The following is a 23,730-nucleotide window of genomic DNA, read 5'->3' as shown; positions in this document are numbered from 1 at the left end:
CGTAAAACGCGCTTGGCTTTGGCCTTGGCTTTTGATCTTGCCCTTGATCCACCTGCCCCTTTCCCAGAGGCCGAACGCAGGCGTTGCACAGGGGGTAGCGCGGCAGGGATGCCGCGCTAGCCGCCCCAGGCCATGGATGGCCTGTGGCGGCGGGCCCCCGGAGCAATGCCTTCGTTCCGGCACCCCGAGCCTTAGCGAGGGGCCGAATGGAGGGGCGAGACCTTTTGGTTACTTTGGGCTGGGCCGGCATTCCGGCGTTTGCCAAAAGTGACCCGCCGTAAGGGCGGAACCCTAAGCCGCCGTTACCGCAGCAACGGATATGTACACCAATCATTGAACCGGCACCGCCCTGATCCTCGCCCTCGGCACCTGCCCCGAGCCCGCCCCCGGCACTGGCGACGACACCGGCACAACACCCGGCCCACCCGGCACCCCCTGCTCCGCCGTCGGCAACTGCGGCGCCTGCATGTCCGGCATGGCCCAACTGCGGTCCGGCTGCAGGCCGCCCTGGGCACGGCGCATGAAGTCGTAGCGGTTGAGGGTGATGCTGCGCCCCGCGGCGCTGTCGCGAATGATGTAGGGCCGCAGGAACACCATCAGGTTGGTCTTGTTGGTCGAGCGGCTTTCGTTGCGAAACAGCGCGCCGATCCCGGGAATCGTCGACAGCCACGGCACCGCGTTGTTGCTCTGGCTGTAGCCGTCCTGCAGCAGGCCGCCGAGGACCATGATCTGGCCGTCGTCGAGCAGGATGCTGGTGTCGATCGCGCGCTTGTTGGTCACCGTGCCGGCCTGCACCGAGGCACGCTGGTCGACGCTGCTGACCTCCTGATAGATGTCGAGCTTGACCGTGCCGCCCTCGGAAATCTGTGGCCGTACATTCAGCTTCAGGCCGACTTCTTCGCGCTGCACGGTCTGGAACGGGTTGTTGCTGGTGCCGCCCCCGCCGGTGACGTAGCTGCCGGTGACGAAGGGAATGGTCTGGCCGACGAAGATGCTTGCCGCCTCGTTGTCCAGGGTCAGCAGGTTCGGGGTCGACAGCACGTTGTTCCCGCCCTTGCTCTTCAGGGCCCGGGCCAGCACCTTGAGGTCGAGGATCTTGCCGATCCCGGGGATGTCCACGGTGCCATTGACCAGGCCGACGTTGAGGCCCTGGGGCAGCACGTCGACGCTGGTCTTGCCGTTGAGGTTGAGGCCGCTGCCGCCCAGGTTGGCGCCGCCGATGATGCCGCTGCCACCGAGATTGCCGGTCTGCCACTGCACGCCGAATTCGGCGGCGTCGTCTTCGTTGACCTCGACGATCAGGCTTTCGATCACCACCTGGGCGCGGCGCTGGTCGAGCATGTCGATGACTTCCCGCAGGTTGCGGTACAAAGGTTCCGGCGCGGAAATCAGCAAGGTGTTGGTGGTGGCGTCGGCCTGGATGGTCACGCCGCCGGCACTGAAGGCGGTGTTCTGGTCGGACGCCTGGGTGCCGCCCTGGCTGCTGGAACTGCTGCCCTGGGCATAACCGCTGCCGGAGCTGCCGCCGCCGAGGCTGGAGCCGCCACTGGTGGAGCTGCTGCCGCTCTGGCCGCTGCTGGAACTGCCGCCCTGGCTCATGCCGCCCATGCTGCCGAGCATGGCCCGCGCGTTGTCGCCGGTGCCGCTGTCGCTCTCGCCGGTGAGCAGGCCGCGCAGGGCCTGGGCCAGCTTGCCGGCCTGGGCGTTGCGCAGGTACACCACGTGCAGGTTGCTCGGGTTGCTCTGGGCATTGTCCAGCTTGTAGATCAGGTTGCGCGCCAGCTCGGTGCGCTCGGGGCTGCCGGTGCGGATGATGATCGAGTTGGAGCGCGGGTCGCCGACCACACTGACCTTCTGGGTCGGGTCGGCGCCCTGGGTTTCCAGCAGTTCGGAGACCATGCCGGCGATGTCCACGGCGATGCCGTTCTGCACCGGCACCACGTCGGTGTCCAGGGCGCTGGGGATGTCGATGCCTTCGATGATCTGCGCCACCCGGGTGAGGTTCTCGGCGTAGTCGGTGATGACGATGCTGTTGTTGCCCGGGTAGGCGTTGATCGGGTTGTTCGGCGACACGATCGGGCGCAGCACCGGGATCAGGTTCACCGCGTTTTCGTACTGCAGGCGGAAGGTACGGGTCAGCATGCCGTTGGCCGACGGCTTGCCGGCGTTGTAGATCGGCCCGCCGAGCAGCTTGGCGTCGGCTTCCGGCACCACCTGGGCCACGCCGCCGACGTCCACCACGCTGAAGCCCTGCATGCGCAGGGCCGCCAGCAGCATGTCGTAGGCCTGGTGGGCCGGCACTTCGCCTTCGCTGACCAGGGTCAGGTTGCCCTTGACCCGCGGGTCCACCAGGAACTGCTGGCCGGTGGAACGCGCCAGGGCCCGGACCACGGCCTGGATATCGACGTCGACGAAATTCAGGCGCACCGGCTGGTCGCCCAGGGGATTGCGCACCACCGTGCCGCTGGCGGCGGGAGCAGCGGGGGCGCGTCCCGCACGGCTGATCGGATGCTGGTATCTGGGCCGCTGGCTCTGTTGCGCCTGGGCCCTCTCCCGCTCGGCCACCACGTCGCCGCCACTGCGATTGGTCTCGCCCAGGGGCCGCCCCAGTTCGCTGTCCACCAGCAACGGTGGCTGTGGCTCCTTGTTGTGACTGCACGCCGCCAGCGCCAGGGCCAGCGACCCCAGCAGGAGCAAGGGCAGCGCCTTGCGCGATTGGCGGGGGTAAAAAGAACCTGACCACTTCATGAAGCTTCCTTAGCGCCAAGCGCCTGATCCATGCGAACGGTTCCGGACAGTCTGCCTGCCGTGCCATCGACGTCGGCCGGGCCCGCGCGTTGCAGCCGGGCCTCCAGCACTTCCAGGGAAAACTGCCGGGGACTGCCCAGCAGCCAACCGACCACGGCATCCGCCGGGGCCTCGTGAAAACTCAAGTGCCAGGCCCGGGACTCGCCCTCGCCCACCACCTGCAACTGGTACAGCCCCTGCAGGCCGGCGGCATCCAGGGTCTGGCGCAAGGACTGCTCCAGGCTCTGCCCCGGCTCGCCGCCACGGGGCCCGCCGGCCTGGTGCAGCACCAGTTCCAGGGCTTCGGACTGGGAGCGCAGCTTGGGGATCTCGGCCTGCCAGTAATCGATCTTTTTCAACGCCGGCTCGATCAGCACCAGCCACACCAGCAGACCGCCCAGCACCGCCGCCGCGCCAGCCAGCAGGCGTTTCTCGCGCAAAGCCAGGCCGTTCCAGTACAGCCGTGCCTGGGCGGCCTGACGCTGCCAGCGCTGGCGGTAATGGCTGAGGCTCGGCTTATTCATCCTCGTCTTCCTCGCTGTCGTCGGCTTCCATCGGCACCGCGCCGCTTGCCATGCCGGTGGCCGCGCGCAGGGTCCAACCCTGGTCGCCGGGGCTGGCTTCGAGCCCGGCCTGGGTCAGCAGGCCCTGCCAGCCGCTGTCGGGTGCGGGGACGCGGGTGTCGCTGAGCAGGCTCAGCTGCAACTCGCCGTTCTGGTAATTCAGTTGCTCGACCCCGCCAATCATGAAAGGCATGGCGTTGCTGGCCTGCTGCACCAGGCTGTTGAAGCTTTGCGGGGCGTCGCCGCTGGCCCCGCTCTGGCGCGCCGCCAGTTGCTGGCGCGCCTGTTGCAGGGGGTTGAGGATCACCGGCAGTTCCGGGAACACCTGCTGCACCCGTTGGCTCATCTGCGCCTTGAGCTGCTGGCCCTGGGCCGCCTGGCGCGCGGCGTACAGGTTCAAGCCCAGGGTCCAGACCACCAGCGCCACCGCACACAGCGCCGCGGCACGGCCCCAACCCTGTTGGCGAGCGCTGTTGTTCTGCACCCCGCCGTGCAGGCCCCAGGCGGGTGCCTGGCCGGTCCAGCGGCAGCTGTCCGGCAGTTGCTCCAGCGCCCCTTGCGGAGCCGCCTCGCCCACCCATTGCAGCCCGACGCCATTGGCCAGCAACGCCTGCAAGGCGTCTTCCGGCAGCGGCTGCACACTGCCCTGCTGCGGGCTGTGGCGCAGCAGCAGGTGCTGGTCCTGCAGGCTGGCGGTCAACTGGCCCGCCGCCGGCACCGGCAAGGCATAGGGCGCCGGGTACAGGCCGCGCAGTTTCAGCCCGGCCTGCTCCAGCACCTGGCCAAGCCGCGCCAGCGCTTCGCGCGGCAACCAGCTGATGTGCACCTGGCCGTCGCTGTCGCGCGGGCTGTGGGCCACGTACAGGCTGTCGCTGTGGCCGAGTATCAGCGCCTGGGCGGCACAGGCCACCGCCGCGCTGACCTTGGCCGGGGCCAGGGCCGGCAGTTCGATGCTCGCCAGCAGGCTGTCCTCGGGGTGCAGGAAACACTCCACGGCCAGCGCCTTGGGCACCTGCCCCAGCTGCATCAGGCTGGCTTCGCCGGTTTCCTTGACCTGGCCTTCTTTAGCCGAGAGCCGGGCAAAGCTCACCCGGCTCTCGGCCGTCAGTCCATGCAAGGGCGGCAGGCTGACGCGCAAGCGGTTCATACGCCCACCCGCGACCAGATCACCCGCGGCATGTTGTCTTCGCTGCGGTGCAGCAAGGCCAGCAGCCTGACCCGGCGCCGCTCGCCGCGGGCCTGGCCTTGCAGGCGGAACCACTCGCTGGTGATGCCGACCCGCACCGCGTCCGCCGGTACCTGCGGCATGCGCAGGCGGTTGATGAAGTCCCCCTGGTTGATGAACCACTGGCCACTGTCGCGCTCGGCGATCAGCGCCTTGGCCCGTGGCAGCGCCAGCCCCGGCACGGTCGCGGCGAGCACTTCGGCGCTGGCGGTATTGCCGTTGACCCAGGTATTGGCCGGCAGGATGGTGACAAAGGGTTCCAGGCGTGCCAGCAGCTTTTCATCGACGCCGTTCACCCCCAGCAGGTCGTCGAGGCTGCGCAGCATCGGCTGCTTGGCCAGCAGCGGTTTGCGCGCGGCCTCGGGCGAAGTGTCGCGACCGCTGTGGAAACCGCTATTGACCGGCGGCGCCGCGCCTTCCGGGCTCAACAGCCGTGGGTAGGACGCGATCACCCGCTGGCTGATGCGCTGGCCCAGGGTCGCGTTGACCCCGAGCAGCTCGCACAGGCGCTGGAAACTCTCTATCTGCGAGGGGTCGAGGCGGTCGTTGGCCAGCAGGTTGCGCAGGTTGAACTTGCTCTGCTCGTCCTCCAGCCGGCCTTCGAACGGCCCGGTGCCCGGGCCCAGGGCCGCGAGCTGGATCGGCCGCGCCCAGTTCTGGTCGAGGCGGGTCAGCACGTCGCGCTGGCGGTCTTCCCACAGGCGCTGGCGGCCGACTTCCATGCCGCCCTGCAGCTGCCAGCTGCCCTGCACCCGCAGTTGCTCGCTTTCCAGCCCGCGGGTGAACAGGGTCTGGCGGGTCAGCATGCCGCCGGCGATCACCGCCACCACGGCGGCGATCAACAAGGCGCTGATAATGGCCATGCCACGCTGTTTCGCCGCTGTCGGCGAACGGGCTGTCATGGTGGCGCTTACAACTGCCAGGAGCCGATATCGGCATTCACGCCGTCACCGTCTGGCTGGCCGTCGGCCCCCAGGGAGAACACATCCACTTCGCCGTTGGCCCCCGGGTTCAGGTAATGGTAAGGACGGCCCCAGGGGTCGTTGGGCAGGCGTTCCAGGTAGGAGCGCCAGTTGCTGTCCTTGGCGTCCGCCGGGCGCTCCACCAGCACTTTCAGGCCCTGGTTCATGCTCGGGTAGGTGCCGTGGTCGAGGCGATAGAGCTTGAGGGCCTGCATCAGCCCGCCGATGTCCTGCCTGGCCGCGGTAGCCCGGGCCTGGTCCGGACGGTCGAGCACCTTGGGCACCACCATCGCGGCCAGGATCCCGAGAATGACCACCACCACCATGATCTCGATCAGGGTGAAACCGCCCTGGCCGCGCGGGCGGCGGGGCTGTAGGCGGGGCTGAAGATGAGGCTGGGGGTGTGACGTGAAGCGCACGGCATCCATCTCGACGTTCCTTGGCTTGATTTCGATTCGTCGCGCAGTGTTGCAAGAAAATATGTCAGTGATATTGACGTTGCTCGGGAGCGTCCGTAGCCAATCGGTCAAATTTGCCGGTTAGGCTGCAAGCCTTCCTTTGCGCCACGAGACGTCCATGCCGCGGCCACGCCAGCCACTCCCCAAACGACCCGCCAGACGGCCAGCCACCCGACAACGGGGGTTCACCCTGATCGAGGTGCTGGTGGCGCTGGCGATCATCGCCGTGGCCATGTCGGCGGCGATCCGCGTGGCCGGCTTGATGACCCAGAGCAACGGTTTGCTGCGGGATAGGTCCATCGCCCTGCTGGCGGCCCAGTCGCGCCTGGCGGAACTGCGCCTGGAGGGCCGCCTGCCGCCCGGGACCAAGAACATCGAGTGCGACCAGGGCCGGCTCAAGCTGCGCTGCGAGCAGAACATCGCCCCCAGCCCCGATCCGCGGCTGTCCAGGGTCAGCGTGCGGGTCCTCGACCGCAGCCGCGAGGCCCCGCCCCTGGCGCGCCTGGACACCCTGGTCGCGCGGGTGCCGAAGAACCCCAATCGTTAAGGATTAACCCTGTAGCAGCCGGTCGACGCTCGATTGCTCGCGATGGACCTGAGAGCGCCGCGTTCATCCAAGCCACACGCGTTATCGTTAACGTCTATCGCGAGCAAGCCCGCTCCTGCAAGGGCCCCGCTACTATCAGGAATCTGTTTAACCGGGCACTTTTCGACAGGGTCGTCACTGGCGGATCAGCACCGGCAGCGCCGGGCTCTCCGGCAACTTGCCGACCTCCAGCCGCGAGCGCTCGCCGCCGCGTTCGATCACCACCCCGTCGCCCTCGATGGCCACCAGTTGCACGCCCTGGGCCAGGCGCTCGCCCACCAGGAAGCTGCGCGGCGGCGCGTCGTTGAGGCTGAGAATCGCCACCGCGCCGCGGGGGCTGGCCATCAGCCCGGTGACCTTGATGTCCAGCGCCAGCGGCTGGTTGGAAAACCACTGCTGCGCCGGGCTCTGGGCCTGGGCGGCCAGGGCTTGCGGCGGCGCCTGCGGGGTGCGCGACTCGGCGGGGGTCAGCAGCAGCGACGACCAGGTCGCCACCCCGGCCACGATCGCCAGCAGGGCCACGGACTGCACCAGCTGCGGCGGGGAAAATCGATGGACGAATGCCATGGCAAGGACCTCCTGTTTGTCCGTCTTCGCAGCCTAGCGCGCAATGGTCACGTTTTTATTTCACATTCACCCGGCAGGATGAAAAGCGACGCACAGGAGGCGCGCCCCATGACCCCATCCCGACAACAGGGCTTCACCCTGATCGAGCTGATGGTGGTGCTGGTGATCATCGGGATCGCCAGCGCCGCCATCAGCCTGAGCATCCGCCCCGACCCGTTGCAGGGCCTGCGCAAGGACGCCGAGCGCCTGGCGCAGTTGCTCCAGGTGGCCCAGGCCGAGGCACGGGTGGATGGCCGGCCCATCAGCTGGCGGGCGGACGCCAAGGGCTTCGCCTTCAGCCGGCCCAGCGACGATGGGCGCGGCCTCGACCCGTTCAAGGACGACCCGCAACTGCACCCGCGGTCCTGGGAAAGTTCGCCGGTCAACGTGCGCATCGAGCCCGGCCCGCGGCTGGTGCTCAACGCCGAATGGATCGACGCGCCGCTGCAGGTGCAATTGTCCGATGGCCGTAACAGCCTGACGGTGCAACGCACCGCCACCGGCGTGGTACGGGTGGTGGCACAGCCATGAGGGCGCGGCCCCACCAGCGGCAAGGCGGCTTTACCCTGATCGAGGTGATGGTGGCGATCCTGCTGATGGCCGTGGTCAGCGTGATTGCCTGGCGCGGGCTGGACAGCGTCAGCCGGGCCGACAGCCATTTGCAGGCCAGCAGCGAGCAGACCGAGGAGCTGCTGCGCACCCTGCACCAGCTGGAACGGGACGTGGCGCTGCGGGCCAGCGTGGAATTGATGGAGCCGGTACCGGCCGGGGCCGATGCCGAAACCGTCGATGTACCGGCGGCCCTGACCGTGCGCAGCGCCGACAGCGGCACCTTCCGCCTGGATGTGATCCGCACCGCGGCGACGCCCGGCGAGGGCCTGCAACGGGTGCGCTGGTGGCTCAAGGGCGACACCCTGTACCGCGCGGCGGCGCCGGCCCGCGATCGCTACCCGCTGCCCGCGCCGAAAAACGCCGTGGCGGTGCTGGAGCACGTCAGCGACTTGCAGTTGCGGGTCTGGGATCGGGACAAGGGCTGGCGCCAGCTCAGCGGCAACCGCAAGGAGAACCCGCCGGGCCTGGAGATCCGCCTGGTGCGCCAGACGCCCCAGGGCGAGGAACGTTATCGGCAGGTGCTGGGGCCGTTGGAGTGATTGCCGCGTCGGGCTGGATGCGCACCTGTAGCCGCTGCCGAGCGCAGCGAGGCTGCGATCGGCCGCGCAGCGGCCGTAAACCGGGCAACCTGTTCTTCCTGGAAAATCGCGTGTTCAGGTTTTGCGAGGACTTCGTCCTCGAGCGCAGCCTCGCTACGCTCCGCAGCGGCAACAGCGGCAACAGCGGCAACGCAGTTAATGCAGCGGCTACGGGTGGACGGTGATTCTGGAGCGAGGCTTGCCCGCGATCCAGGCAACGCGGTTGGCCGGAGCGGACGCTATCGCGAGCCAGCGTCGCGCCTACCGGTCTTGTGCTTCAACTCAACAACACCACACCGCCCGGCAACTCGGTGCATTTGGCGCCGTAGGCGTCGCGGATCAGCAGGGCCACGCCGGCCAGCTGGTTGAGGTTGAAACGCGCCTGCACCTTGCGCTTGCCCAGCTCGGCGTTGAGCAGCACCAGCATGCCCGGGCGGTAGCGGTTGATCTCGTCGATCACGGTGTCGAGGGTGGCGTTGTCGAACACCAGCACCTGCTCGCGCCAGGCGATCACCGCCGTCGGGTCCACCGCCTTCGGCTCGCCGACCTGGCGACTGTCGTAGGTCAGCTGGCGACCGCTGTCCAGGCGGATCAGCCGGCCCGCGACCTCGACCTGCAATGCGCCGTCGATGCAGGTTACGCAGACGCTGTGGTGGGTATTGCGCACATTGAAGCGCGCCTGGGAGGCGCTCAGCCAGCCGTTGCCGGCCTGGACCCGCACCGGCAACGCGCTCGGGCTCGAGATCTCGACCTCGCCTTCGAGCAGTTCGATGCCCTGCCCGCCTTGCGCCAGCTCGCGCCGGCTGATGCGGGTCTGGGTGTTGAGCTCCAGGCGCAGTCCGTCCTCCAGCTCGACCCGGCGCTGCTCGCCGACCTCGGTGCGGTAGTCGGCGCTCAGCCCGGCAAGACCGCCGGGCACCGAGACCCGCACCGCCAGCAGCGCCACCGAGGCTGCCAGCGCCCCGCCGAGAAAGGCCCGGCGCCCGAAGCGCCGCGGCGGGGTCTGTTGCTGGCATTGTTCGGCGGCCGGCTTCAGGCTGTGCCACAGCAACTTGGCCTGCTCGAAGGCCTCGGCATGCTGCGGGCTCTGTGCGCACCACTGCTGCAAGGCCCGCGCATCGGCCGCGGTGGCCCGCCCCGAGGTCAGCAGGAGCAGCCAGTCCTGGGCCTCGTTGCGCAGCCGGTGGTCCGGTGTCGCCCGAGAAGTGGAGATGCTAAAGATATTCAAGCGTGCGGGTACTCACGGATTAATCGGGGCCTTTAGTGACTAGGACGGTTTTCCGGCGCCGGGACCGAACCGCTGAATCACTTTTCTTTCAAGGCGCGAGGCGCAGTGGCCCAGGGCAGCCTTGATTTCCTTCTCGACCATCCGTGTCGAAATGCCGAAGCGCTGGGAGATTTCCAGGTGCGGAGCCTCCTCCAGGCGCGCGGCGATAAAGATCTTGCGCCGGCGCGCCGGCAGTTCGTAGAGCGCCTTGAGCAGCGACTGGATTTCCTTCTGCCCGCCCACCACCCGCGACGGGTCCAGGGCCTCGTCGCTGATCTGCAGCAACTCCTCGACCTCGCCGCCGGTCAGCAGCCGGGCATCGGCCTGGCGGCGGTCGGCGGCGATGTTCAGGGCCATGCGATAGAGGTAGGCATTGGGCTGGGCCAGGTTCGGCGGCTCTTCCATGCGGTCGACCCGCAGGTAGGTTTCGTGCAGCACGTCGTTGGCCAGGTCTTCCGAGCCCAGGCGCCGGCGCAGACGCACCTTGAAGTCCTCGTAGGAGGTCAGGAACAGCCTGACCATCGCGCTGTGCCCGGTATTCTTCATGCCCCCAAGGCTCCCTGGCGTTGTCTGCAATCCATGCGTTTTCCTGCGCTGTCGGGTATCAGAAGCAAGGTCACTGGCTGGCGCAGCGAACTCGGTGCGGGCCGTTCGACCCAGGTTTCGCTCAGGCTCTGCACCAGCGCCTCGTCGCGCCGCAGATCGCCGGTGGTGGTGACCAGGCGGCTGTGCTCGATATGCCCGCCACGGTCGATCCACAGTTGCAGCACCGCGCGATAGCGCCCCGGCCGGGTCAGTTCCGAACGGCACAGGCCGGCCTCCACCGCGCGTTGCAGGGCACTGGCGAAACTGTCGCTGGCCCAGGCCCCGGCGTTGCCGCCCGCACCCTTGGGGGCAGGCGCATCGCTGAGTTGGGCGACTTGCAGGGTAAAGGCATCGGAACGGGCGTAACGGGCCATCAAACCACTTCCTGTCAGCAGGCGACTCAGGGCATCCCGGGCGCTGTAGCGCCCCTGGACCCGTACCGAGCGGCGCCCTCGGGTCAGCTCGCGATCCACCAGCACCGCCATCCCGGTCGAGCGGCTGAACAGTTCAAGCGCTTCGGCCAGGTCTTGCGCGGCGATGTCCAGGTCCAGCAGCCGCTGCGAATCCACCGGCGGCGGTGCAGATGGCGCCGCCCACAACCCGCCGCAGGCAGCCAGCGCCAACAACAGCGCAAGCCCCCAGCGCGCGAACCCCGCGTGAAAGAAAGACCGATACCCGACCTTTGCTCGGCGTCGCTGCACGGCTTACCTGTCCCTGAAAACCGTCATCCTGAGGCCAGTTTATGAATCTGGTGTTACGGCACCGGCAAAAAAACCATCACTTTTTCACCCTCCGCCTTGCTCTACACTCAAGGACCGCAACGGCCCCTCCCGGGCCCGCCAGGAGGCCCCCGATGAAACAGCTTTACCGCCTTGTCGCCAGCCTGATGCTCACCACCCTGCCACTGGCCGGCCACGCCGCCGCGCCTGGCGAAACGCCCGCTGCTGCTTCTGGCGCAAAGCCCGGCGAGGGCTGTGTCGACGTCAGCGTGGCTGGCTACAAGGCCCCGGACTACGGTTGCCTGAGCCAGCAGATGGGCAACAATCCCGACGGCGCCAAGGCCGAACAGATGAACCGGGAAGCCATGCAGGTGCCAATCCACAAGCGCCCGCCAAACCAGATGGGCCTGTCCACCCCGGCCGCCACCCGCACGCGGATGGGCAATACCTTCGGCACTTCGGTGAAGCCGCAGCGGCCTTAGGTTTTTGCGTTGGTCGTTCGGGCGCTATCGCGAGCAAGCTCGCGCCTACGGGGATCGCGTGAGCGTCTGTAGCGGCCGGTCGACGCTCGATTGCCCGCGATAGACGCCGCAGCTGTCTAGGCCGCCCACTGCCGCGCCACCACCTCCAGCTCCGCCCGGGCCCGCTGCAGGGCTTGCTCGCGGGCTTCGGGGTTGGCGAATTGCAGCGGCTGGGCATCGACGAACACCGGGTTCTCCACGCCGATAAAGGCAAAGGCGGCTTTCAGCGCCGGGGTCAGCGCGTCCATCCAGGCCATGGGATTGCCCGGGCGCAGGTCGGCGCCACGGCTGGTGAGGAACAGCACCTTCTGCCGGGTCAGCTGGCCGACGATGCCGTCCGGGGTATTGAGGTAGGTCAGCTCGGTGCGGGTGATGCTGTCGATAAAAGCCTTGAAGGTCGAGGGCATCGACCAGTTGTACATCGGCATGGCGAACAGGCAGGCATCGGCGTCCATCACCCGCTGGCACAAGGCGTCCGAGGCCGCCAGGGTCTGGCGCATCTGCGGCGTGCGGGCATCGGCAGCGGTGTAGGTGGCGATGGCGAAGGCCTCGCTGACGTGGGGCGGCGTATCCACCGCCAGGTCCAGGTAGTCGATCTCCAGGTCGACGCCCTGGCCTTGCAGCCGTTCGATGAAGTAGCGGCCCAGGGCCCGGGAGTTGGAACGTTCGCCTTTGGAGCTGGCATCGACGTGCAGCAGTTTCATTGAGCATTACCTTGCTGGGTTGAAAAGAGATCCGGGTTAAATGCTGGGCTGTTGGCGGAACGCCACGGCGAGGCGGTTCCAGCAGTTGATGGCGGCCACCGCGACGGTCAGGTCGACCAGCTCGCGCTCGCTGAACTCGCCGCGTACCGCCTGGAACAATTCATCCGGCACCGCGGCGGCGGACAACTGGGTCACCGACTCGCTCCAGGCCAGGGCCGAGCGTTCCCGCGGGCTGAACAACCCCGAGTCGCGCCACACGCTCAGGGCGTACAGGCGCCGTTCGTTCTCGCCGTTCTGGCGCGCCTGCACCGCGTGCAGGTCGATGCAGAACGCGCAGTGATTGAGTTGCGAGACGCGGATCTTGATCAGTTCCAGCAGGGGCTTCTCGATGGACAGGCCGAAGGTTTGCGCCTCGAGCATCAGCAGGCCCTTGAGGGCCTCCGGCGAGGCGCTGTAGTAATCCAGGCGGGGTTCCATCGGGGTCACCGTCAGCGTTGCATTCGTATTCCCCTAGCCTAAGGGCCGTGCGGGGCTGCCCCTATAGCCAATCCGCGGGTTTATCGGCAGTCCACCGGGACCTGTGTCGGACGTGATCCCGCCGAAGCCCTGCGGGCTTGTCGCAGCCTGCGGCAGCGGCTACACCGCCCGGTCCGAAGGCAGCGTCGCACCCTGTAGCCGCTGCCGAAGGCTGCGATCGCGTACGCAGTACGCGCCAGGATCTCAGGCCAATCCCGATACCAGGCCCGCTACACCAAACCCGGCCAGGCGGGTAATCTGGCGGGCACTGACCGTTTTGGAATCTCATCGATGGAACTGCATGTCGTCATCAACGGGCGCAAGGACCTGGCCGACCAGCTGTATCGGCAACTGCGCGACGCCATCGAGTGCGGGCGGCTGGCGGCGGGCGCCCAGTTGCCGCCGAGCCGCCTGCTGGCCGAGCAACTGGGAATCTCGCGCAAGACGGTGTCGGACACCTACAGCCTGCTGACCTACGAGAATTTCCTGATCGGCAGGATCGGCCGCGGCACCTTCGTCAATGCCCGCCCGGTGAAGGCCGAGCGCAAGCAGAGCGCCGCCGACCTGGCCTGCGCGCAAAGCCTGGAAAAATGGCAGGAGCTGCCCACGCCCCTGCGCCATCCGACCCTGGAAGGCACCTCGCGCTACGAGTTCATCGGCGGCGCCACCAGCCGCAACCAGTTCCCCCAGGAAGAGTGGCGGCGCTGCACCCAGGACGCCCTGCGGCGGATCGCCCAGAGCGGCGGTTTCTACAGCCAGCCGGAAGGCCTGCCGGCGCTGCGCCATGCGATTGCCGGGCATGTGTCGTTTTCCCGCGGCGTGGTCTGCAGCGACGCCGACATCGTGGTCTGCAACGGCGCGCAACAGGCCCTGGACCTGATTGCCCGGGTGGTGCTGGAACCCGGTAGCCGGGTGGCCATGGAAGACCCCGGCTACACCCCGGCGCGCCTGTTGTTCAGCGCCCAGGGCGCGACAGTGATCGGGGTGCCGGTGGACGACCAGGGCATCCAGGTCGAGCGGATTCCCGACGGTGTGCGGCTGATCTATGTCACCCCGTCCCACCAGTTCCCCCTGGGCATACCCATGAGCCAGGCCCGCCGCGAGGCCCTGCTGGAGCGGGCACGGGAGCTGGGAGCGATCGTCATCGAGGACGATTACGACAGCGAGTTCCGCTACGAGGGACGGCCCACCGACTCGCTGCAGAGCCTGGACAAACATGGCGTGGTGGCCTATGTCGGGACCTTCTCGAAGACCATGCTGCCGCAGCTGCGCCTGGGCTACGCGGTGCTGCCGCCGGCGATTCTCGGCGCGGTGATCAAGGCCAAGCGCCTCACCGACTGTCACACCTCGACCCTGCCGCAATGGGCGCTGGCCAAGTTCATCGCCGAGGGTTACCTGCTCAAGCACATCCGCCGCTGCCACACGGTGTACGCCGGGCGCCGCGAGCGCATCCTGCGGCGCCTGAACGGCGACCTCTCGCCCTGGCTGCAGGCGGTGCCGTCCACCGCCGGCTTCCACATGGCGGCGCTGTGCAAGGTGCCGGTGAACATCCCGCTGTTGCTGGAGCTGGCGAAGAAGGTCGAGGTCGGGCTCTACCCGCTGCACGGCTTCTATTACCAGGAGCCGGCCAGGGACGGGCTGTTCATCGGCTTTGGCGCCATCGAGACCCTGGACATCGACCCGGCGCTGGACAAGGTCCGTGACATCCTGCAACAGATTGCCTGATTGGCCCCGGGCTTTTCCCGGGGATTGGTTATTGGCGTTGTCACCTTGGCGCCCTACCCTGAGCGTCCACCCAGCTGTTCGCGCCGCGCCCGTCACCGCTCGGCGCAACGGCTAGAGCATTTCCGGAGGCTTGGACATGTCCAGTACCGCGACCAACAGCGTCCAGATCCGCGCCGTCCAGGGCCGCTCGGACGAGCTTGGCGAACACCTTGACCAGCTGCTGGCCGCCCTGCGCGAGGCGCCTGGCTGCCTGGGTTATGAACTGCGCCGCGACAGCATCGACACCCACCGCTGGACCGTGCGCGGCCAATGGCGCTCGGCGGCCGAGATGCAGGCGCATTTCCAGCTGCCGGCGGCCCAGGGTTTCATCGACCTGCTGGCCAGCCGCCTGGCCTGCGCCCTCGACTTCGAACACTGAGGCATTGGTCTGCGCTTCTTTGCCGGGATTGGTTATAGGCCGGTCGCGCCGGCGGGCTTACCTTGAGTCGGCCCCTTTCGCACCGGAGAAACCGACCATGAAGAAGACCCTCGCTGCCCTGACCTGCGCCCTCGCCGGCCTGACCCTGCTCACCTCCCTGGGCGCCGCCGCCCATGAGCCGGAGTACGGCCAGGAGAAACTCAAGATCCTCCAGGAACATGCCCTGGGCAACCTGCCGGGCAAGACCGCGCTGATGCTCACCGTCGACTACGCGCCAGGCCAGGCCACGGTGCCGCACATGCACAAGGGCGCGGCCCTGGCCTATGTGCTTGAAGGCGAGATCACCTCGCGGGTCAACGACGAGCCGGCCATCACCTACAAGGCGGGCGAGTCCTGGTACGAGCCGGCCGGCTCGCAGCACCCGGTGTCGGCCAACGCCAGCGCCAGCAAACCGGCCCGGCTGCTGGTGTTCGTGCTCAAGGACGCCAAGGATGAGGTGCTGACGCCGTTGAAGCAGTAAGCGCCTGGCCGCTGCGGATCGCGAGCGAGCGAGTGTCGACCCGCCGCTCCGAGAGAAGCAGCCGATCTTCTTCTGAGCGAGGCTTGCCCGCGATCCGCGCAGCGGCCTGACATCTGTTTTTTATCGGCATGGCTTTGGGCGTTGTGCTGTCGGCTCTGGCGTCATCGCGAGCAAGCCTCGCTACAGGGGATAGGCGTTCCCTTGTAGGAGCGAGCTTGCTCGCGATAGCGGTACGTCAGACACAGCGCAAATCGCGTAAGAAACACAGTTGCTACAGAAGCCGCGTTTTTTTGTAGCCGCTGCCGCAGGCTGCGATCGAGCGGAACGCCCGCAGGGATCTTGCAGGCGCCTGAGGCCCTGCGACCAGCATGGCCGGACCATCGCAACCTGCAGCGGCTACAACATTCCTTGAGACCATAAAAAAGCCCCGTATCTCGCGATACGGGGCTTTTCGTTTACCGCTCGATCAGGCCGCCGCTACAAGGCCCGATTGACCGCTCATGGCCAGGTCCAGCAATTCGCGGTTGGCCACCGCGTACATGGCGTAGTCGGTGCCGCTGGCGGCACGGATTTCCACCAGCATCGCGCGCCAGCGCTCGACCATGCTCTGGTTCTGCTCGAGCCACAGGGCCACGCGGGCTTCCATGTCTTCCGGCGCGTCGGCCATTTGCAGGACCGAGATGGTGATCGCCCGCTGCTGCCAGTCCACGTCGTCGCGGAAGGCTTCGCGTGCCTGGGCCTGCCAGTTGTTGGCCACCGGCAGATCGCTGATCTGCTGCAGGTACCACGGCAGGTCCAGGGCGCTGCCCACGGCGAAGTAGGCCTTGGCCACATCGGCGGCGTCGTGCCCGGTGACATCCGCGGCCTCGATGATCGGCAACAGGGTGTACAGGTGGGTGGTACCTGCCACCATGCGCGCCAACAACTCAGGCACGCCGGCTTCGACGTAGGCGGTGTAGCGGGTCTGCCAGCCGACCCGGGTCGGGCCTTCCAGCAGTTCGTCGAGCTTGAGGCCCAACGCCGCCAGGTGCGGACCGAAGTGCGCGACATCACGCGCGGCATCCTGCTCGTTGCGGCGGCTGCGCAGGAACCAGCGGGTGGCGCGACGGCCAAGGCGCATCAGCTCGTCCATCAGCTCCAGCTGCACCTGGGCCGAGACCTGGTGGTCCAGGGCTTCGATCTGGCGGAACCAGTGCGGGAGATGGAAGATGTCACGCACGATCACGTAGGCGCCGGCCACGTTGGCCGGGCTCATGCCAGTGGACTCCTTCAGGCGCTGCACGAAGGTGATGCCCATGTGGTTGACCAGGTCGTTGGCGATCTGGGTGCTGACGATCTCGCGCTTGAGGCGGTGACGGCGCATGGCTTCGGCGAACTTGCTGACCAGGGTCGGCGGGAACGCGGTTTCCATGTCGCGGGTCAGGTAGTCGTCGTCCGGTACCAGGGAGTTGAGCAGCTGCTCCTTGAGGTCGATCTTGCTGTAGGAGATCAGCACCGACAGTTCCGGACGGGTCAGCCCGTGGCCGGCGGCGACGCGCTCGTTGAGTTGCTCCTCCGACGGCAGGAACTCGATGGCGCGGTCCAGCTTGCCACGGCTTTCCAGGTCGCTCATCAGGCGCTTGTACTCGGCGATCCGGGCAAAGGCGCGACGGGCCGCCAGGGACAGGGCCTGGGTCTGCTTGTAGTTGTTGCCCAGCACCAGGCCGCCGACTTCGTCGGTCATGCTCGCCAGCAACTGGTTGCGTTGCTTGTCGGTCATGTCGCCGGCCTGCACCACTTCGTTGAGCAGGATCTTGATGTTCACTTCGTGGTCGGAGCAGTCCACGCCACCGGCGTTGTCGATGAAGTCGGTGTTGGAACCGCCGCCATTGAGGCCGAATTCCACACGACCCAGCTGGGTCATGCCGAGGTTGCCGCCCTCGCCCACCACCTTGCAGCGCAGCTCGTTGCCGTTGACCCGCAGCGCATCGTTGGCCTTGTCGCCGACATCGGCGTGGCTTTCGCTGCTGGCTTTCACATAAGTACCGATACCGCCGTTCCACAACAGGTCCACCGGCGCCTTGAGCAAGGCGTTGAGCAGTTCGGTCGGGGTCAGCTTGTCGGCCTGGATGTCGAAGCGCTCTTTCATCTGCGGCGAGATGGCGATGCTCTTCGCGCTGCGCGAGAAGATGCCGCCGCCTTCGGACATGATGCTGGTGTCGTAGTCGCTCCAGGCCGAACGCGGCAGGTCGAACAGGCGCTGGCGTTCAGCGAAGCTGGTGGCCGGATCCGGATTCGGGTCGATGAAGATATGCAGGTGGTTGAAGGCCGCGACCAGTTGCAGCTTGTCGGACATCAGCAAGCCGTTGCCGAACACGTCGCCAGCCATGTCGCCGATGCCGACTACCGTGATGCTGTCTTGCTGGACGTTGATGCCGCGCTCGCGGAAGTGGCGCTGCACGCCGACCCACGCGCCCTTGGCGGTGATGCCCATCTTCTTGTGGTCGTAGCCGGCGGAACCGCCGGAGGCGAACGCGTCGCCCAGCCAGAAGCCGTAGTCGATGGCGATGCCGTTGGCGATGTCGGAGAAGGTCGCGGTGCCCTTGTCCGCCGCCACTACCAGGTACGGGTCATCGTCGTCGTGACGCACCACGTTGGCCGGCGGCACCAGGGCGCCGTCCTTCAGGTTGTCGGTGATGTCCAGCAGGCCGGAGATGAAGATGCGGTAGCAGGCGATGCCTTCGGCCGCGATCTCGTCCCGGCTGCCGCCCAGCGGCAGGCGACGCGGCAGGAAGCCGCCCTTGGCGCCCACCGGCACGATCACCGAGTTCTTCACTTGCTGGGCTTTTACCAGGCCGAGGACTTCGGTACGGAAGTCTTCTTCACGGTCGGACCAGCGCAGGCCGCCGCGAGCGACGTTGCCGAAACGCAGGTGCACGCCTTCGACGCGCGGCGAGTAGACGAAGATTTCGAACTTCGGCACCGGCTTGGGCAGCTCGGGAATCAGGTGCGGGTTGAACTTGAAGCTGAAGTACGACTTGTTATGGCCGTTGGCGTCGGTCTGGTAGAAGTTGGTCCGCAGCGTGGCCTTGATCAGGTCCAGGTAGCGACGCAGGATGCGGTCTTCGTTGAGCACCTGGACATCGTCCAGGGCGGTGAGGATCGCGTGTTCCAGGCGTTGCTGCTTGTCTTCCAGGTCATCGCCGGTGAGCTTGCGCGCCAGGTAGAAGCGGGTCTTGAACAACCGGGTCAGCTCGCGGGCGATATCGGTGTGGTTGTTCAGGGTGCTGGCGATGTAGCCCAGGTCGAAGCCCAGGCGGATCTGCTTCAGGTAACGGGCGTAGGCACGCAGCAGCGCGACGTCGCGCCACGGCAGGCCGGCGGTCAGCACCAGGCGGTTGAACGCATCGTTCTCGGCATCGCCGCGCACGATGTGGACGAAGGCGTCCTGCAGGGTGTCGTTGAGCTGCTGGATATCCAGGTTCAGGCCTTCGGCCGCGGTGAAGGCGAAGTCGTGGATCCAGAACTCACGGCCGCTGGCGTGACGCAGGCGATACGGGAACTCGCCGAGCACGCGCAGGCCGAGGTTTTCCAGGATCGGCAGCACGTCGGACAGCGCCAGCGGGGTATCGGCGTGATACAGCTTGCAGTGCAGCAGCGGCTGGCTGGTGGACTGGGTCAGCGGCTGGTAGAAGCTCATCACCAGCGGGTTGGCCTCGGACAGGCTCAACAGGTGCTGCATGTCGACCACCGCCGAATGCGCGGCGAAGCGCTCGCGGTAGCCGGCCGGGAAGCCTTTCGGGAAGTCGGCCAGGACGTTGGTGCCGTGGGCTTCGCCGAAGCTCTCGACCACCAGGCTGGCATAGTCGTCCTGCCAGCTGCGGCAGGCCTGCACCACTTCTTTTTCCAGCAGCAGCGGGTCGATGTCGATGCGGTTCTTCGGGTCGACCCGCAGGATCAGTTGCACGCGCGCCAGCACGGACTCGGAGAAGAAGGTCCAGAACTCGCAGTCGGTGGCCTTCAGGCGATCCATCAGGACCTGCTGGATCTTCTGCCGCACTTCGGTGGAATAGATGTCGCGCGGCACATAGGCCAGGCAGTAGCAGAAACGACCGTACGGGTCCTTGCGCAGGAACACGCGGATCTTGTTGCGTTCCTGGATCTGCACGATCGACATCACGGTGCTGAACAGCTCGTCGACCGGGGTCTGGAACAGGTCGTCGCGGGGCAGCACTTCGAGGACCTGGGCCAGTTCCTTGCCCAGGTGCGCCTTGGCCTGGAAGCCGGAGCGCTGTTCGATGATGTCCACCTTGCGGCGGATATAAGGAATCACCCGCACGCTTTCGCCATACACCGACGAGGTGTACAGGCCCATGAAGCGGCATTCCTTGATCACATTGCCGTCGGCATCGATCTGGCGGATCGACACGTAGTCCGGGTAGGCCGGACGGTGCACGCGGCTCGGGTGAGCGGCCTTGGCGAACGACAGCGGCGTCGGTTCGCGCAGGTAGTTCACGGCGTAGTCTTCGATGCGCAGGTCGTCGACGGTGAGGCCGGCGCGCAGCAGCTTGGTCAGGCCGAGGAAGGAGTGCTGGTCGTACTCGATATGGCCGCCGTGCTGGTCCTCGCGCACCACGAACTCTTCATAGCCGAGGAAGGTGAAGTGGTTGCCCACCAGCCATTCCAGGAAGCTCTTGATCTCGCCCTTTTCATCGGCGTCGATCTCGAACTGGCTGTTGCCGATGCCATCGATCAGTTCCTGGACCTTGGCTTTCATCGGCTCGAAATCGGCGACGGCGACGCGCACTTCGCCAAGCACCTGCTCCAGCTCCTTGCTCAGCACATTGAGCTCGGCGGTGTTGGCGCAGCGGTCGATCTCCAGGTACATCAGCGATTCTTGCAGGATGCCTTCGCCCTGGGTGCCTTTGGGCAGGATTTCCAGCAGCTCGTTCTTGCTCCCGCGACGCACGCTCAACACGGTGGTCTGCAGGGTGTGGATGCTGTAGCCGCGACGGTTCAGCTCGGTGCGGACCGAGTCCACCAGGAACGGCAGGTCATGGTGCAGCACTTCGACCGCGGTGTGGGTCGACTGCCAGCCATGACGTTCGTAATCGGGGTTGTAGACGCGCACTTGCGATTGCGCGTGGTCGAAGCGCTCAAGCAGGCGCCAGGCAGAAAGGGTGCAGCCCGCCAGGTCGGACAGCCGACGCTGGGTGAGTTCGTCCAGAGAAATGATGCCGAAGAATTGTTCAGCGAACAGCGCCACTTGTGGCAGTGCCTGTTCACTGATGTGCTGCGCCAGTGCCGCTTGCAGTTGGTGCTGGAAGTCGGCCTTGCTGGCTGCGGTGAAGAACGCCATCTGTGGTACTCCGCTTGGGCTTGTTATTGAGTAAAGCGTCGCATGCGATCCCCTTGCGGGGGGTCGGTCATCCTGCTCCTGGATCTCGGGCAGAGGTCGCAGGATGACAGGGTGGTGAAGCTGGAAAAGACGCTCAGGTCACATTCACCGTTCCCGGATGGGCATCTGCAAAAACGACGGCCCAGGTACCGCCGGGCAATGCCTTTACAGGTGCTCATCCGTTGCGCAGCTTAACGAGTGCGGCAAGCCCGCTGCTTGCGGTGCTGCGACATATTCGGTCATTGGCAGGCAACTGGCGGGCCAAGCCTTGAACAACACTAGCAGTCGCCGGACAAAACAGCGGCCGCGTCGAGGTTCTACGGGACTGTCGTGCCAGAAACGGGCCATTGCAGCAACGCCTGCGTGACCTGTTCTCTGACACACAAAGCAGCAGAAATTCCCTCGGGCTGGCAGAATTGCACTTTGTTCGCCCGCTCCCCCGTCGGAGCCAGACCCAGGACTCGCCCCATGCAAATGACCACCGCCCACCTGATCGCCAACCCGTGCGACGACGAAGAAGACAACATGGCCATGCTCTGCTGCCACAGCAACCAGGGCGAGATGTTCCTGATGACCCGCTACCCGGACGAGGACGAACTGGAGATCACCCTGGACGGCGAACCCTCGACCCTCGACGGAGTGAAAGTCACCCTGGGCCCGACCCGCCTGCTGATCGAAATCGCCGCGGCCGACGCCGACGCGCTCAATGGCAGCGATCACCTGGAGATCAAGCACAACACCGCGGCGGCCGACCTGGCGGAAGTCGAGCAAACCCTGCGCAACATCCTCAAGGGCACCGGCACCTATATCAGCGAGCTTTGATTCAACGGGCGTTAATCCACGAGCCGTGAGCAACCGACTGGTTTCTTGACAAGAAACCAGCGCCCCGGCATTGTCTGACAACCTGACTTACGAGCCACCGCCTCCATGCTTCAGCTCCAGCGCCCCGACACCCTGGTCGAACGAGTGGTCAACGCCATCCGCAAGGAAATCGACGCCGGTCGCCTGACCGCCGAATCGCGCCTGCCGACCGAACAGCAATTGACCGAGCAATTGAACGTCAGCCGCTCGGTGGTGCGCGAGGCCGTGGCGCAACTCAAGGCCGATGGCATCCTGGTCAGCCGCCGCGGGCTGGGCTCGTTCATTTCGCAGAACCCCAGCGGCAGCGTGTTCCGTTTTCCTAGCCAGAAGGGCCGCAAGCCCGACCTGGTGCAGATGTTCGAAATGCGCCTGTGGATCGAGACCCAGGCCGCGTCCATCGCCGCCCAGCGCCGCGACGACGCCGACCTGAAGCGTATGCGCACCGCCCTGGAGGAAATGCATGAGCGGCGCAGCGACCTGGCCGCGGCCGCCCTGGCCGACGTGGAGTTCCACCGGGCCATCGCCGAAGCCAGCAAGAACCACTACTTCGTCGCCTTCCATGATTTTCTCCGTGGCCAACTGGCCGAAGCGCGACGCACCGCCTGGGAAAACTCGGCGGCTCATTCGGTCGGCGGCTGCGCCGATGCCGGTCGCGAACACCAGGCGCTGTACGAAGCCATCGCCGCCGGTGACCGGCAGCAGGCCGCCGCCTGCGCCGAAGCGCACCTGCGGGCCGCGGCCAAACGCTTGAAAATCGACTTGCCGAGTATCGATTGAATCCCTGAAACCCACTGTCTGGCGGACGCTGGCGTGCGGCGTCTTTTGTTGGCCTGTATTTGTCTGACAACCTGATGATCAGACTCAAACACCCAAGGTGACATCTGCATGATCTACGACTACTGCATCATCGGCGGCGGCATCGTTGGCCTCGCCACCGCCATGGCGCTGCTCGAACGCCAGCCCGGTGCCTCGCTGCTGATCCTGGAAAAGGAAAACGTCCTGGCCCGGCACCAGACCGGCCACAACAGCGGCGTGATCCATGCCGGCATCTACTATGCCCCGGGCAGCCTCAAGGCCGACCTGTGCAAGCGCGGCGCCCAGGCGACCAAGGATTTCTGTACCCGGCACCAGATCAAGTTCGAGGTCTGCGGCAAGCTGCTGGTGGCCTCCACACCGCTGGAAGTCGAGCGCATGCACGCCTTGTACGAGCGCTCACAGCAGAACGGCCTGAAGGTCGAGCAGCTGGACGCGAAAGAGCTGCAACGGCGCGAACCGAACATCGTCGGCCTCGGCGGGCTGTTCCTCGATGCCACCGGCATCGTCGACTACAAGCAGGTGTGCGAAGCCATGGCCCGGGTCATCCAGAAGGCCGGCGGCGAAGTGCAGTTGCAAACCACGGTGCGCGCCATCGTCGAAACCGCCGACCAGGTCACCATCAGCAGCGACGACCAGGTCTGGAGCGCCCGCCAGCTGGTGGCCTGCGCCGGCCTGCAATCGGATCGCCTGGCGACCCTGGCCGGGGTCAGGATCGACCACCAGATCATCCCGTTCCGTGGCGAGTACTTCCGCCTGCCGGCGGCGAAGAACGCTATCGTCAATCACCTGATCTACCCGATCCCGGATCCGGAGCTGCCGTTCCTCGGCGTGCACCTGACCCGGATGATCGACGGCAGCGTCACCGTCGGGCCGAACGCCGTGCTCGGCCTGGGCCGGGAGAACTATCGCAAGTTCTCCATCAACTGGCGCGACGTGGCCGAGTACGCAGCCTTCCCCGGCTTCTGGAAAACCCTTTGGAACAACCTCGGTTCCGGCACCACGGAAATGAAGAACTCGCTGTTCAAGCGCGGCTACCTGGAACAGTGCCGCAAATACTGCCCGTCCCTGGAAGTCGACGACCTGCTGCCTTATGAGGCCGGGATTCGCGCCCAGGCGGTGATGCGCGACGGCACCCTGGTGCACGACTTCCTGTTCGCCGAAACCCCGCGCATGGTCCACGTCTGCAATGCCCCCTCGCCGGCCGCGACCTCGGCCATCCCGATCGGCCAGATGATTGCCGAGAGAATCCTCAAGGCCCGTTGACCCCCGCTGCACGGGTGCCTGGCGCCCGCTTGAAAATAACTACAAACAACAAGGAATCCTC

The 23,730-nt window shown here is 66.5% G+C and carries 22 protein-coding genes; 10 read left to right on the top strand and 12 right to left on the bottom strand.

The features are described 5' to 3' along the window. Window positions 1-330 precede the first annotated feature (330 nt). Genes gspD through gspG form a run of 5 tightly spaced genes read right to left on the bottom strand, consistent with a single transcriptional unit; the run spans window position 331 to window position 5,965 of the window. Window positions 331-2,748, bottom strand: a complete 2,418-nt coding sequence (gene gspD / locus IF690_RS14020; protein ID WP_202701037.1) for a type II secretion system secretin GspD — start codon at window positions 2,746-2,748, stop codon at window positions 331-333. Next, window positions 2,745-3,311: a type II secretion system protein M gene (locus tag IF690_RS14015; protein WP_202701035.1), complete on the bottom strand. Its 567-nt coding sequence runs from the start codon at window positions 3,309-3,311 to the stop codon at window positions 2,745-2,747. Before IF690_RS14015 ends, gspD begins: the two co-directional genes overlap by 4 nt. Beyond that, window positions 3,304-4,497: a type II secretion system protein GspL gene (gspL, locus tag IF690_RS14010; protein ID WP_202701032.1), complete on the bottom strand. Its 1,194-nt coding sequence runs from the start codon at window positions 4,495-4,497 to the stop codon at window positions 3,304-3,306. Before gspL ends, IF690_RS14015 begins: the two co-directional genes overlap by 8 nt. Further along, window positions 4,494-5,477, bottom strand: coding sequence for a type II secretion system minor pseudopilin GspK (gene gspK / locus IF690_RS14005; protein WP_202701030.1), 984 nt, complete (start codon window positions 5,475-5,477; stop codon window positions 4,494-4,496). The genes gspL and gspK overlap by 4 nt, the downstream gene beginning before the upstream one ends. Before the next feature lie 8 nt (window positions 5,478-5,485). After that, window positions 5,486-5,965 (bottom strand): type II secretion system major pseudopilin GspG, encoded by a 480-nt coding sequence (gene gspG, locus IF690_RS14000; RefSeq protein WP_202701028.1) that lies wholly within the window; start codon window positions 5,963-5,965, stop codon window positions 5,486-5,488. 148 nt (window positions 5,966-6,113) lie between these two features. Between gspG and gspI the strand changes: the two genes are divergently transcribed. Further along, entirely contained in the window at window positions 6,114-6,542 is a 429-nt protein-coding gene (gene gspI / locus IF690_RS13995; protein WP_202701026.1) for a type II secretion system minor pseudopilin GspI, read from the top strand. 174 nt (window positions 6,543-6,716) lie between these two features. Here the strand turns inward: gspI and IF690_RS13990 are convergent, their stop codons facing one another. Next, a complete protein-coding gene (locus IF690_RS13990; RefSeq protein WP_202701025.1) occupies window positions 6,717-7,148 on the bottom strand; it encodes a type II secretion system protein N in 432 nt (143 codons plus the stop codon). A 108-nt stretch (window positions 7,149-7,256) separates the two neighbouring features. Here IF690_RS13990 and gspH point away from each other — a divergent pair, with 108 nt between their 5' ends. Continuing rightward, window positions 7,257-7,718 (top strand): type II secretion system minor pseudopilin GspH, encoded by a 462-nt coding sequence (gene gspH / locus IF690_RS13985; RefSeq protein WP_202701022.1) that lies wholly within the window; start codon window positions 7,257-7,259, stop codon window positions 7,716-7,718. Next, window positions 7,715-8,338 (top strand): PulJ/GspJ family protein, encoded by a 624-nt coding sequence (locus IF690_RS13980; protein WP_202701020.1) that lies wholly within the window; start codon window positions 7,715-7,717, stop codon window positions 8,336-8,338. Before gspH ends, IF690_RS13980 begins: the two co-directional genes overlap by 4 nt. Window positions 8,339-8,654: 316 nt before the next feature. Here the strand turns inward: IF690_RS13980 and IF690_RS13975 are convergent, their stop codons facing one another. From IF690_RS13975 to IF690_RS13965, 3 genes are read right to left on the bottom strand one after another with little or no spacing between them, the layout of a single operon-like run. Further along, window positions 8,655-9,605 carry a FecR family protein gene (locus tag IF690_RS13975; RefSeq protein WP_202701018.1) on the bottom strand — a complete coding sequence of 317 codons (951 nt, stop codon included), beginning with the start codon at window positions 9,603-9,605 and terminating at the stop codon, window positions 8,655-8,657. A gap of 39 nt (window positions 9,606-9,644) precedes the next feature. Further along, window positions 9,645-10,190 carry an RNA polymerase sigma factor gene (locus IF690_RS13970; RefSeq protein ID WP_202701016.1) on the bottom strand — a complete coding sequence of 182 codons (546 nt, stop codon included), beginning with the start codon at window positions 10,188-10,190 and terminating at the stop codon, window positions 9,645-9,647. Next, window positions 10,187-10,858, bottom strand: coding sequence for an STN domain-containing protein (locus tag IF690_RS13965; RefSeq protein ID WP_502710181.1), 672 nt, complete (start codon window positions 10,856-10,858; stop codon window positions 10,187-10,189). The genes IF690_RS13970 and IF690_RS13965 overlap by 4 nt, the downstream gene beginning before the upstream one ends. A gap of 224 nt (window positions 10,859-11,082) precedes the next feature. Between IF690_RS13965 and IF690_RS13960 the strand changes: the two genes are divergently transcribed. Continuing rightward, window positions 11,083-11,430, top strand: coding sequence for a hypothetical protein (locus IF690_RS13960; RefSeq protein ID WP_202701014.1), 348 nt, complete (start codon window positions 11,083-11,085; stop codon window positions 11,428-11,430). Between the two features lie 116 nt (window positions 11,431-11,546). Here the strand turns inward: IF690_RS13960 and IF690_RS13955 are convergent, their stop codons facing one another. Together IF690_RS13955 and IF690_RS13950 are read right to left on the bottom strand one after the other, a co-directional pair. Then, complete coding sequence (locus tag IF690_RS13955) at window positions 11,547-12,173, bottom strand: FMN-dependent NADH-azoreductase (RefSeq protein ID WP_202701012.1); 627 nt, start codon at window positions 12,171-12,173, stop codon at window positions 11,547-11,549. A 36-nt stretch (window positions 12,174-12,209) separates the two neighbouring features. After that, window positions 12,210-12,650 carry a carboxymuconolactone decarboxylase family protein gene (locus tag IF690_RS13950; protein WP_202701009.1) on the bottom strand — a complete coding sequence of 147 codons (441 nt, stop codon included), beginning with the start codon at window positions 12,648-12,650 and terminating at the stop codon, window positions 12,210-12,212. A 330-nt stretch (window positions 12,651-12,980) separates the two neighbouring features. Between IF690_RS13950 and pdxR the strand changes: the two genes are divergently transcribed. From pdxR to IF690_RS13935, 3 genes are all read left to right on the top strand, one after another. Then, window positions 12,981-14,414 (top strand): MocR-like pyridoxine biosynthesis transcription factor PdxR, encoded by a 1,434-nt coding sequence (pdxR, locus tag IF690_RS13945; protein ID WP_202701008.1) that lies wholly within the window; start codon window positions 12,981-12,983, stop codon window positions 14,412-14,414. 136 nt (window positions 14,415-14,550) lie between these two features. Next, a complete protein-coding gene (locus IF690_RS13940) occupies window positions 14,551-14,832 on the top strand; it encodes a putative quinol monooxygenase (RefSeq protein ID WP_202701007.1) in 282 nt (93 codons plus the stop codon). Window positions 14,833-14,929: 97 nt separating this feature from the next. Beyond that, window positions 14,930-15,352: a cupin domain-containing protein gene (locus tag IF690_RS13935; protein WP_202701006.1), complete on the top strand. Its 423-nt coding sequence runs from the start codon at window positions 14,930-14,932 to the stop codon at window positions 15,350-15,352. 466 nt (window positions 15,353-15,818) lie between these two features. Here IF690_RS13935 and IF690_RS13930 read toward each other — a convergent pair whose 3' ends face one another. Beyond that, window positions 15,819-20,690 (bottom strand): NAD-glutamate dehydrogenase, encoded by a 4,872-nt coding sequence (locus tag IF690_RS13930; RefSeq protein WP_202701004.1) that lies wholly within the window; start codon window positions 20,688-20,690, stop codon window positions 15,819-15,821. Window positions 20,691-21,197: 507 nt separating this feature from the next. Between IF690_RS13930 and IF690_RS13925 the strand changes: the two genes are divergently transcribed. The 3 genes from IF690_RS13925 (at window position 21,198) to lhgD (ending at window position 23,669) form a co-directional block, all read left to right on the top strand. Continuing rightward, window positions 21,198-21,551, top strand: coding sequence for a hypothetical protein (locus IF690_RS13925; protein ID WP_202701002.1), 354 nt, complete (start codon window positions 21,198-21,200; stop codon window positions 21,549-21,551). A 105-nt stretch (window positions 21,552-21,656) separates the two neighbouring features. After that, window positions 21,657-22,367 carry a FadR/GntR family transcriptional regulator gene (locus tag IF690_RS13920; RefSeq protein WP_202701000.1) on the top strand — a complete coding sequence of 237 codons (711 nt, stop codon included), beginning with the start codon at window positions 21,657-21,659 and terminating at the stop codon, window positions 22,365-22,367. A 108-nt stretch (window positions 22,368-22,475) separates the two neighbouring features. Next, complete coding sequence (gene lhgD, locus IF690_RS13915; protein ID WP_202700999.1) at window positions 22,476-23,669, top strand: L-2-hydroxyglutarate dehydrogenase; 1,194 nt, start codon at window positions 22,476-22,478, stop codon at window positions 23,667-23,669. The last annotated feature ends 61 nt before the right edge of the window (window positions 23,670-23,730 follow it).

Origin of the sequence: Pseudomonas sp. SK3(2021) (assembly GCF_016772375.1) — a bacterium.
In the GTDB taxonomy this organism is placed as follows: domain Bacteria; phylum Pseudomonadota; class Gammaproteobacteria; order Pseudomonadales; family Pseudomonadaceae; genus Aquipseudomonas; species Aquipseudomonas chlororaphis_I.
This window is presented reverse-complemented; position numbering and strand designations above follow the sequence as displayed.

Excerpts from the sequence above, each read along its gene's own strand:
- gspD (WP_202701037.1), bottom strand. The coding sequence starts at position 2,748 with ATGAAGTGGTCAGGTTCTTTTTACCCCCGCCAATCGCGCAAGGCGCTG.
- IF690_RS14015 (WP_202701035.1), bottom strand. The coding sequence starts at position 3,311 with ATGAATAAGCCGAGCCTCAGCCATTACCGCCAGCGCTGGCAGCGTCAG.
- gspL (WP_202701032.1), bottom strand. The coding sequence starts at position 4,497 with ATGAACCGCTTGCGCGTCAGCCTGCCGCCCTTGCATGGACTGACGGCC.
- gspK (WP_202701030.1), bottom strand. The coding sequence starts at position 5,477 with ATGACAGCCCGTTCGCCGACAGCGGCGAAACAGCGTGGCATGGCCATT.
- gspG (WP_202701028.1), bottom strand. The coding sequence starts at position 5,965 with ATGGATGCCGTGCGCTTCACGTCACACCCCCAGCCTCATCTTCAGCCC.
- gspI (WP_202701026.1), top strand. The coding sequence starts at position 6,114 with ATGCCGCGGCCACGCCAGCCACTCCCCAAACGACCCGCCAGACGGCCA.
- IF690_RS13990 (WP_202701025.1), bottom strand. The coding sequence starts at position 7,148 with ATGGCATTCGTCCATCGATTTTCCCCGCCGCAGCTGGTGCAGTCCGTG.
- gspH (WP_202701022.1), top strand. The coding sequence starts at position 7,257 with ATGACCCCATCCCGACAACAGGGCTTCACCCTGATCGAGCTGATGGTG.
- IF690_RS13980 (WP_202701020.1), top strand. The coding sequence starts at position 7,715 with ATGAGGGCGCGGCCCCACCAGCGGCAAGGCGGCTTTACCCTGATCGAG.
- IF690_RS13970 (WP_202701016.1), bottom strand. The coding sequence starts at position 10,190 with ATGAAGAATACCGGGCACAGCGCGATGGTCAGGCTGTTCCTGACCTCC.
- IF690_RS13960 (WP_202701014.1), top strand. The coding sequence starts at position 11,083 with ATGAAACAGCTTTACCGCCTTGTCGCCAGCCTGATGCTCACCACCCTG.
- IF690_RS13955 (WP_202701012.1), bottom strand. The coding sequence starts at position 12,173 with ATGAAACTGCTGCACGTCGATGCCAGCTCCAAAGGCGAACGTTCCAAC.
- IF690_RS13950 (WP_202701009.1), bottom strand. The coding sequence starts at position 12,650 with ATGGAACCCCGCCTGGATTACTACAGCGCCTCGCCGGAGGCCCTCAAG.
- pdxR (WP_202701008.1), top strand. The coding sequence starts at position 12,981 with ATGGAACTGCATGTCGTCATCAACGGGCGCAAGGACCTGGCCGACCAG.
- IF690_RS13940 (WP_202701007.1), top strand. The coding sequence starts at position 14,551 with ATGTCCAGTACCGCGACCAACAGCGTCCAGATCCGCGCCGTCCAGGGC.
- IF690_RS13935 (WP_202701006.1), top strand. The coding sequence starts at position 14,930 with ATGAAGAAGACCCTCGCTGCCCTGACCTGCGCCCTCGCCGGCCTGACC.
- IF690_RS13930 (WP_202701004.1), bottom strand. The coding sequence starts at position 20,690 with ATGGCGTTCTTCACCGCAGCCAGCAAGGCCGACTTCCAGCACCAACTG.
- IF690_RS13925 (WP_202701002.1), top strand. The coding sequence starts at position 21,198 with ATGCAAATGACCACCGCCCACCTGATCGCCAACCCGTGCGACGACGAA.
- IF690_RS13920 (WP_202701000.1), top strand. The coding sequence starts at position 21,657 with ATGCTTCAGCTCCAGCGCCCCGACACCCTGGTCGAACGAGTGGTCAAC.
- lhgD (WP_202700999.1), top strand. The coding sequence starts at position 22,476 with ATGATCTACGACTACTGCATCATCGGCGGCGGCATCGTTGGCCTCGCC.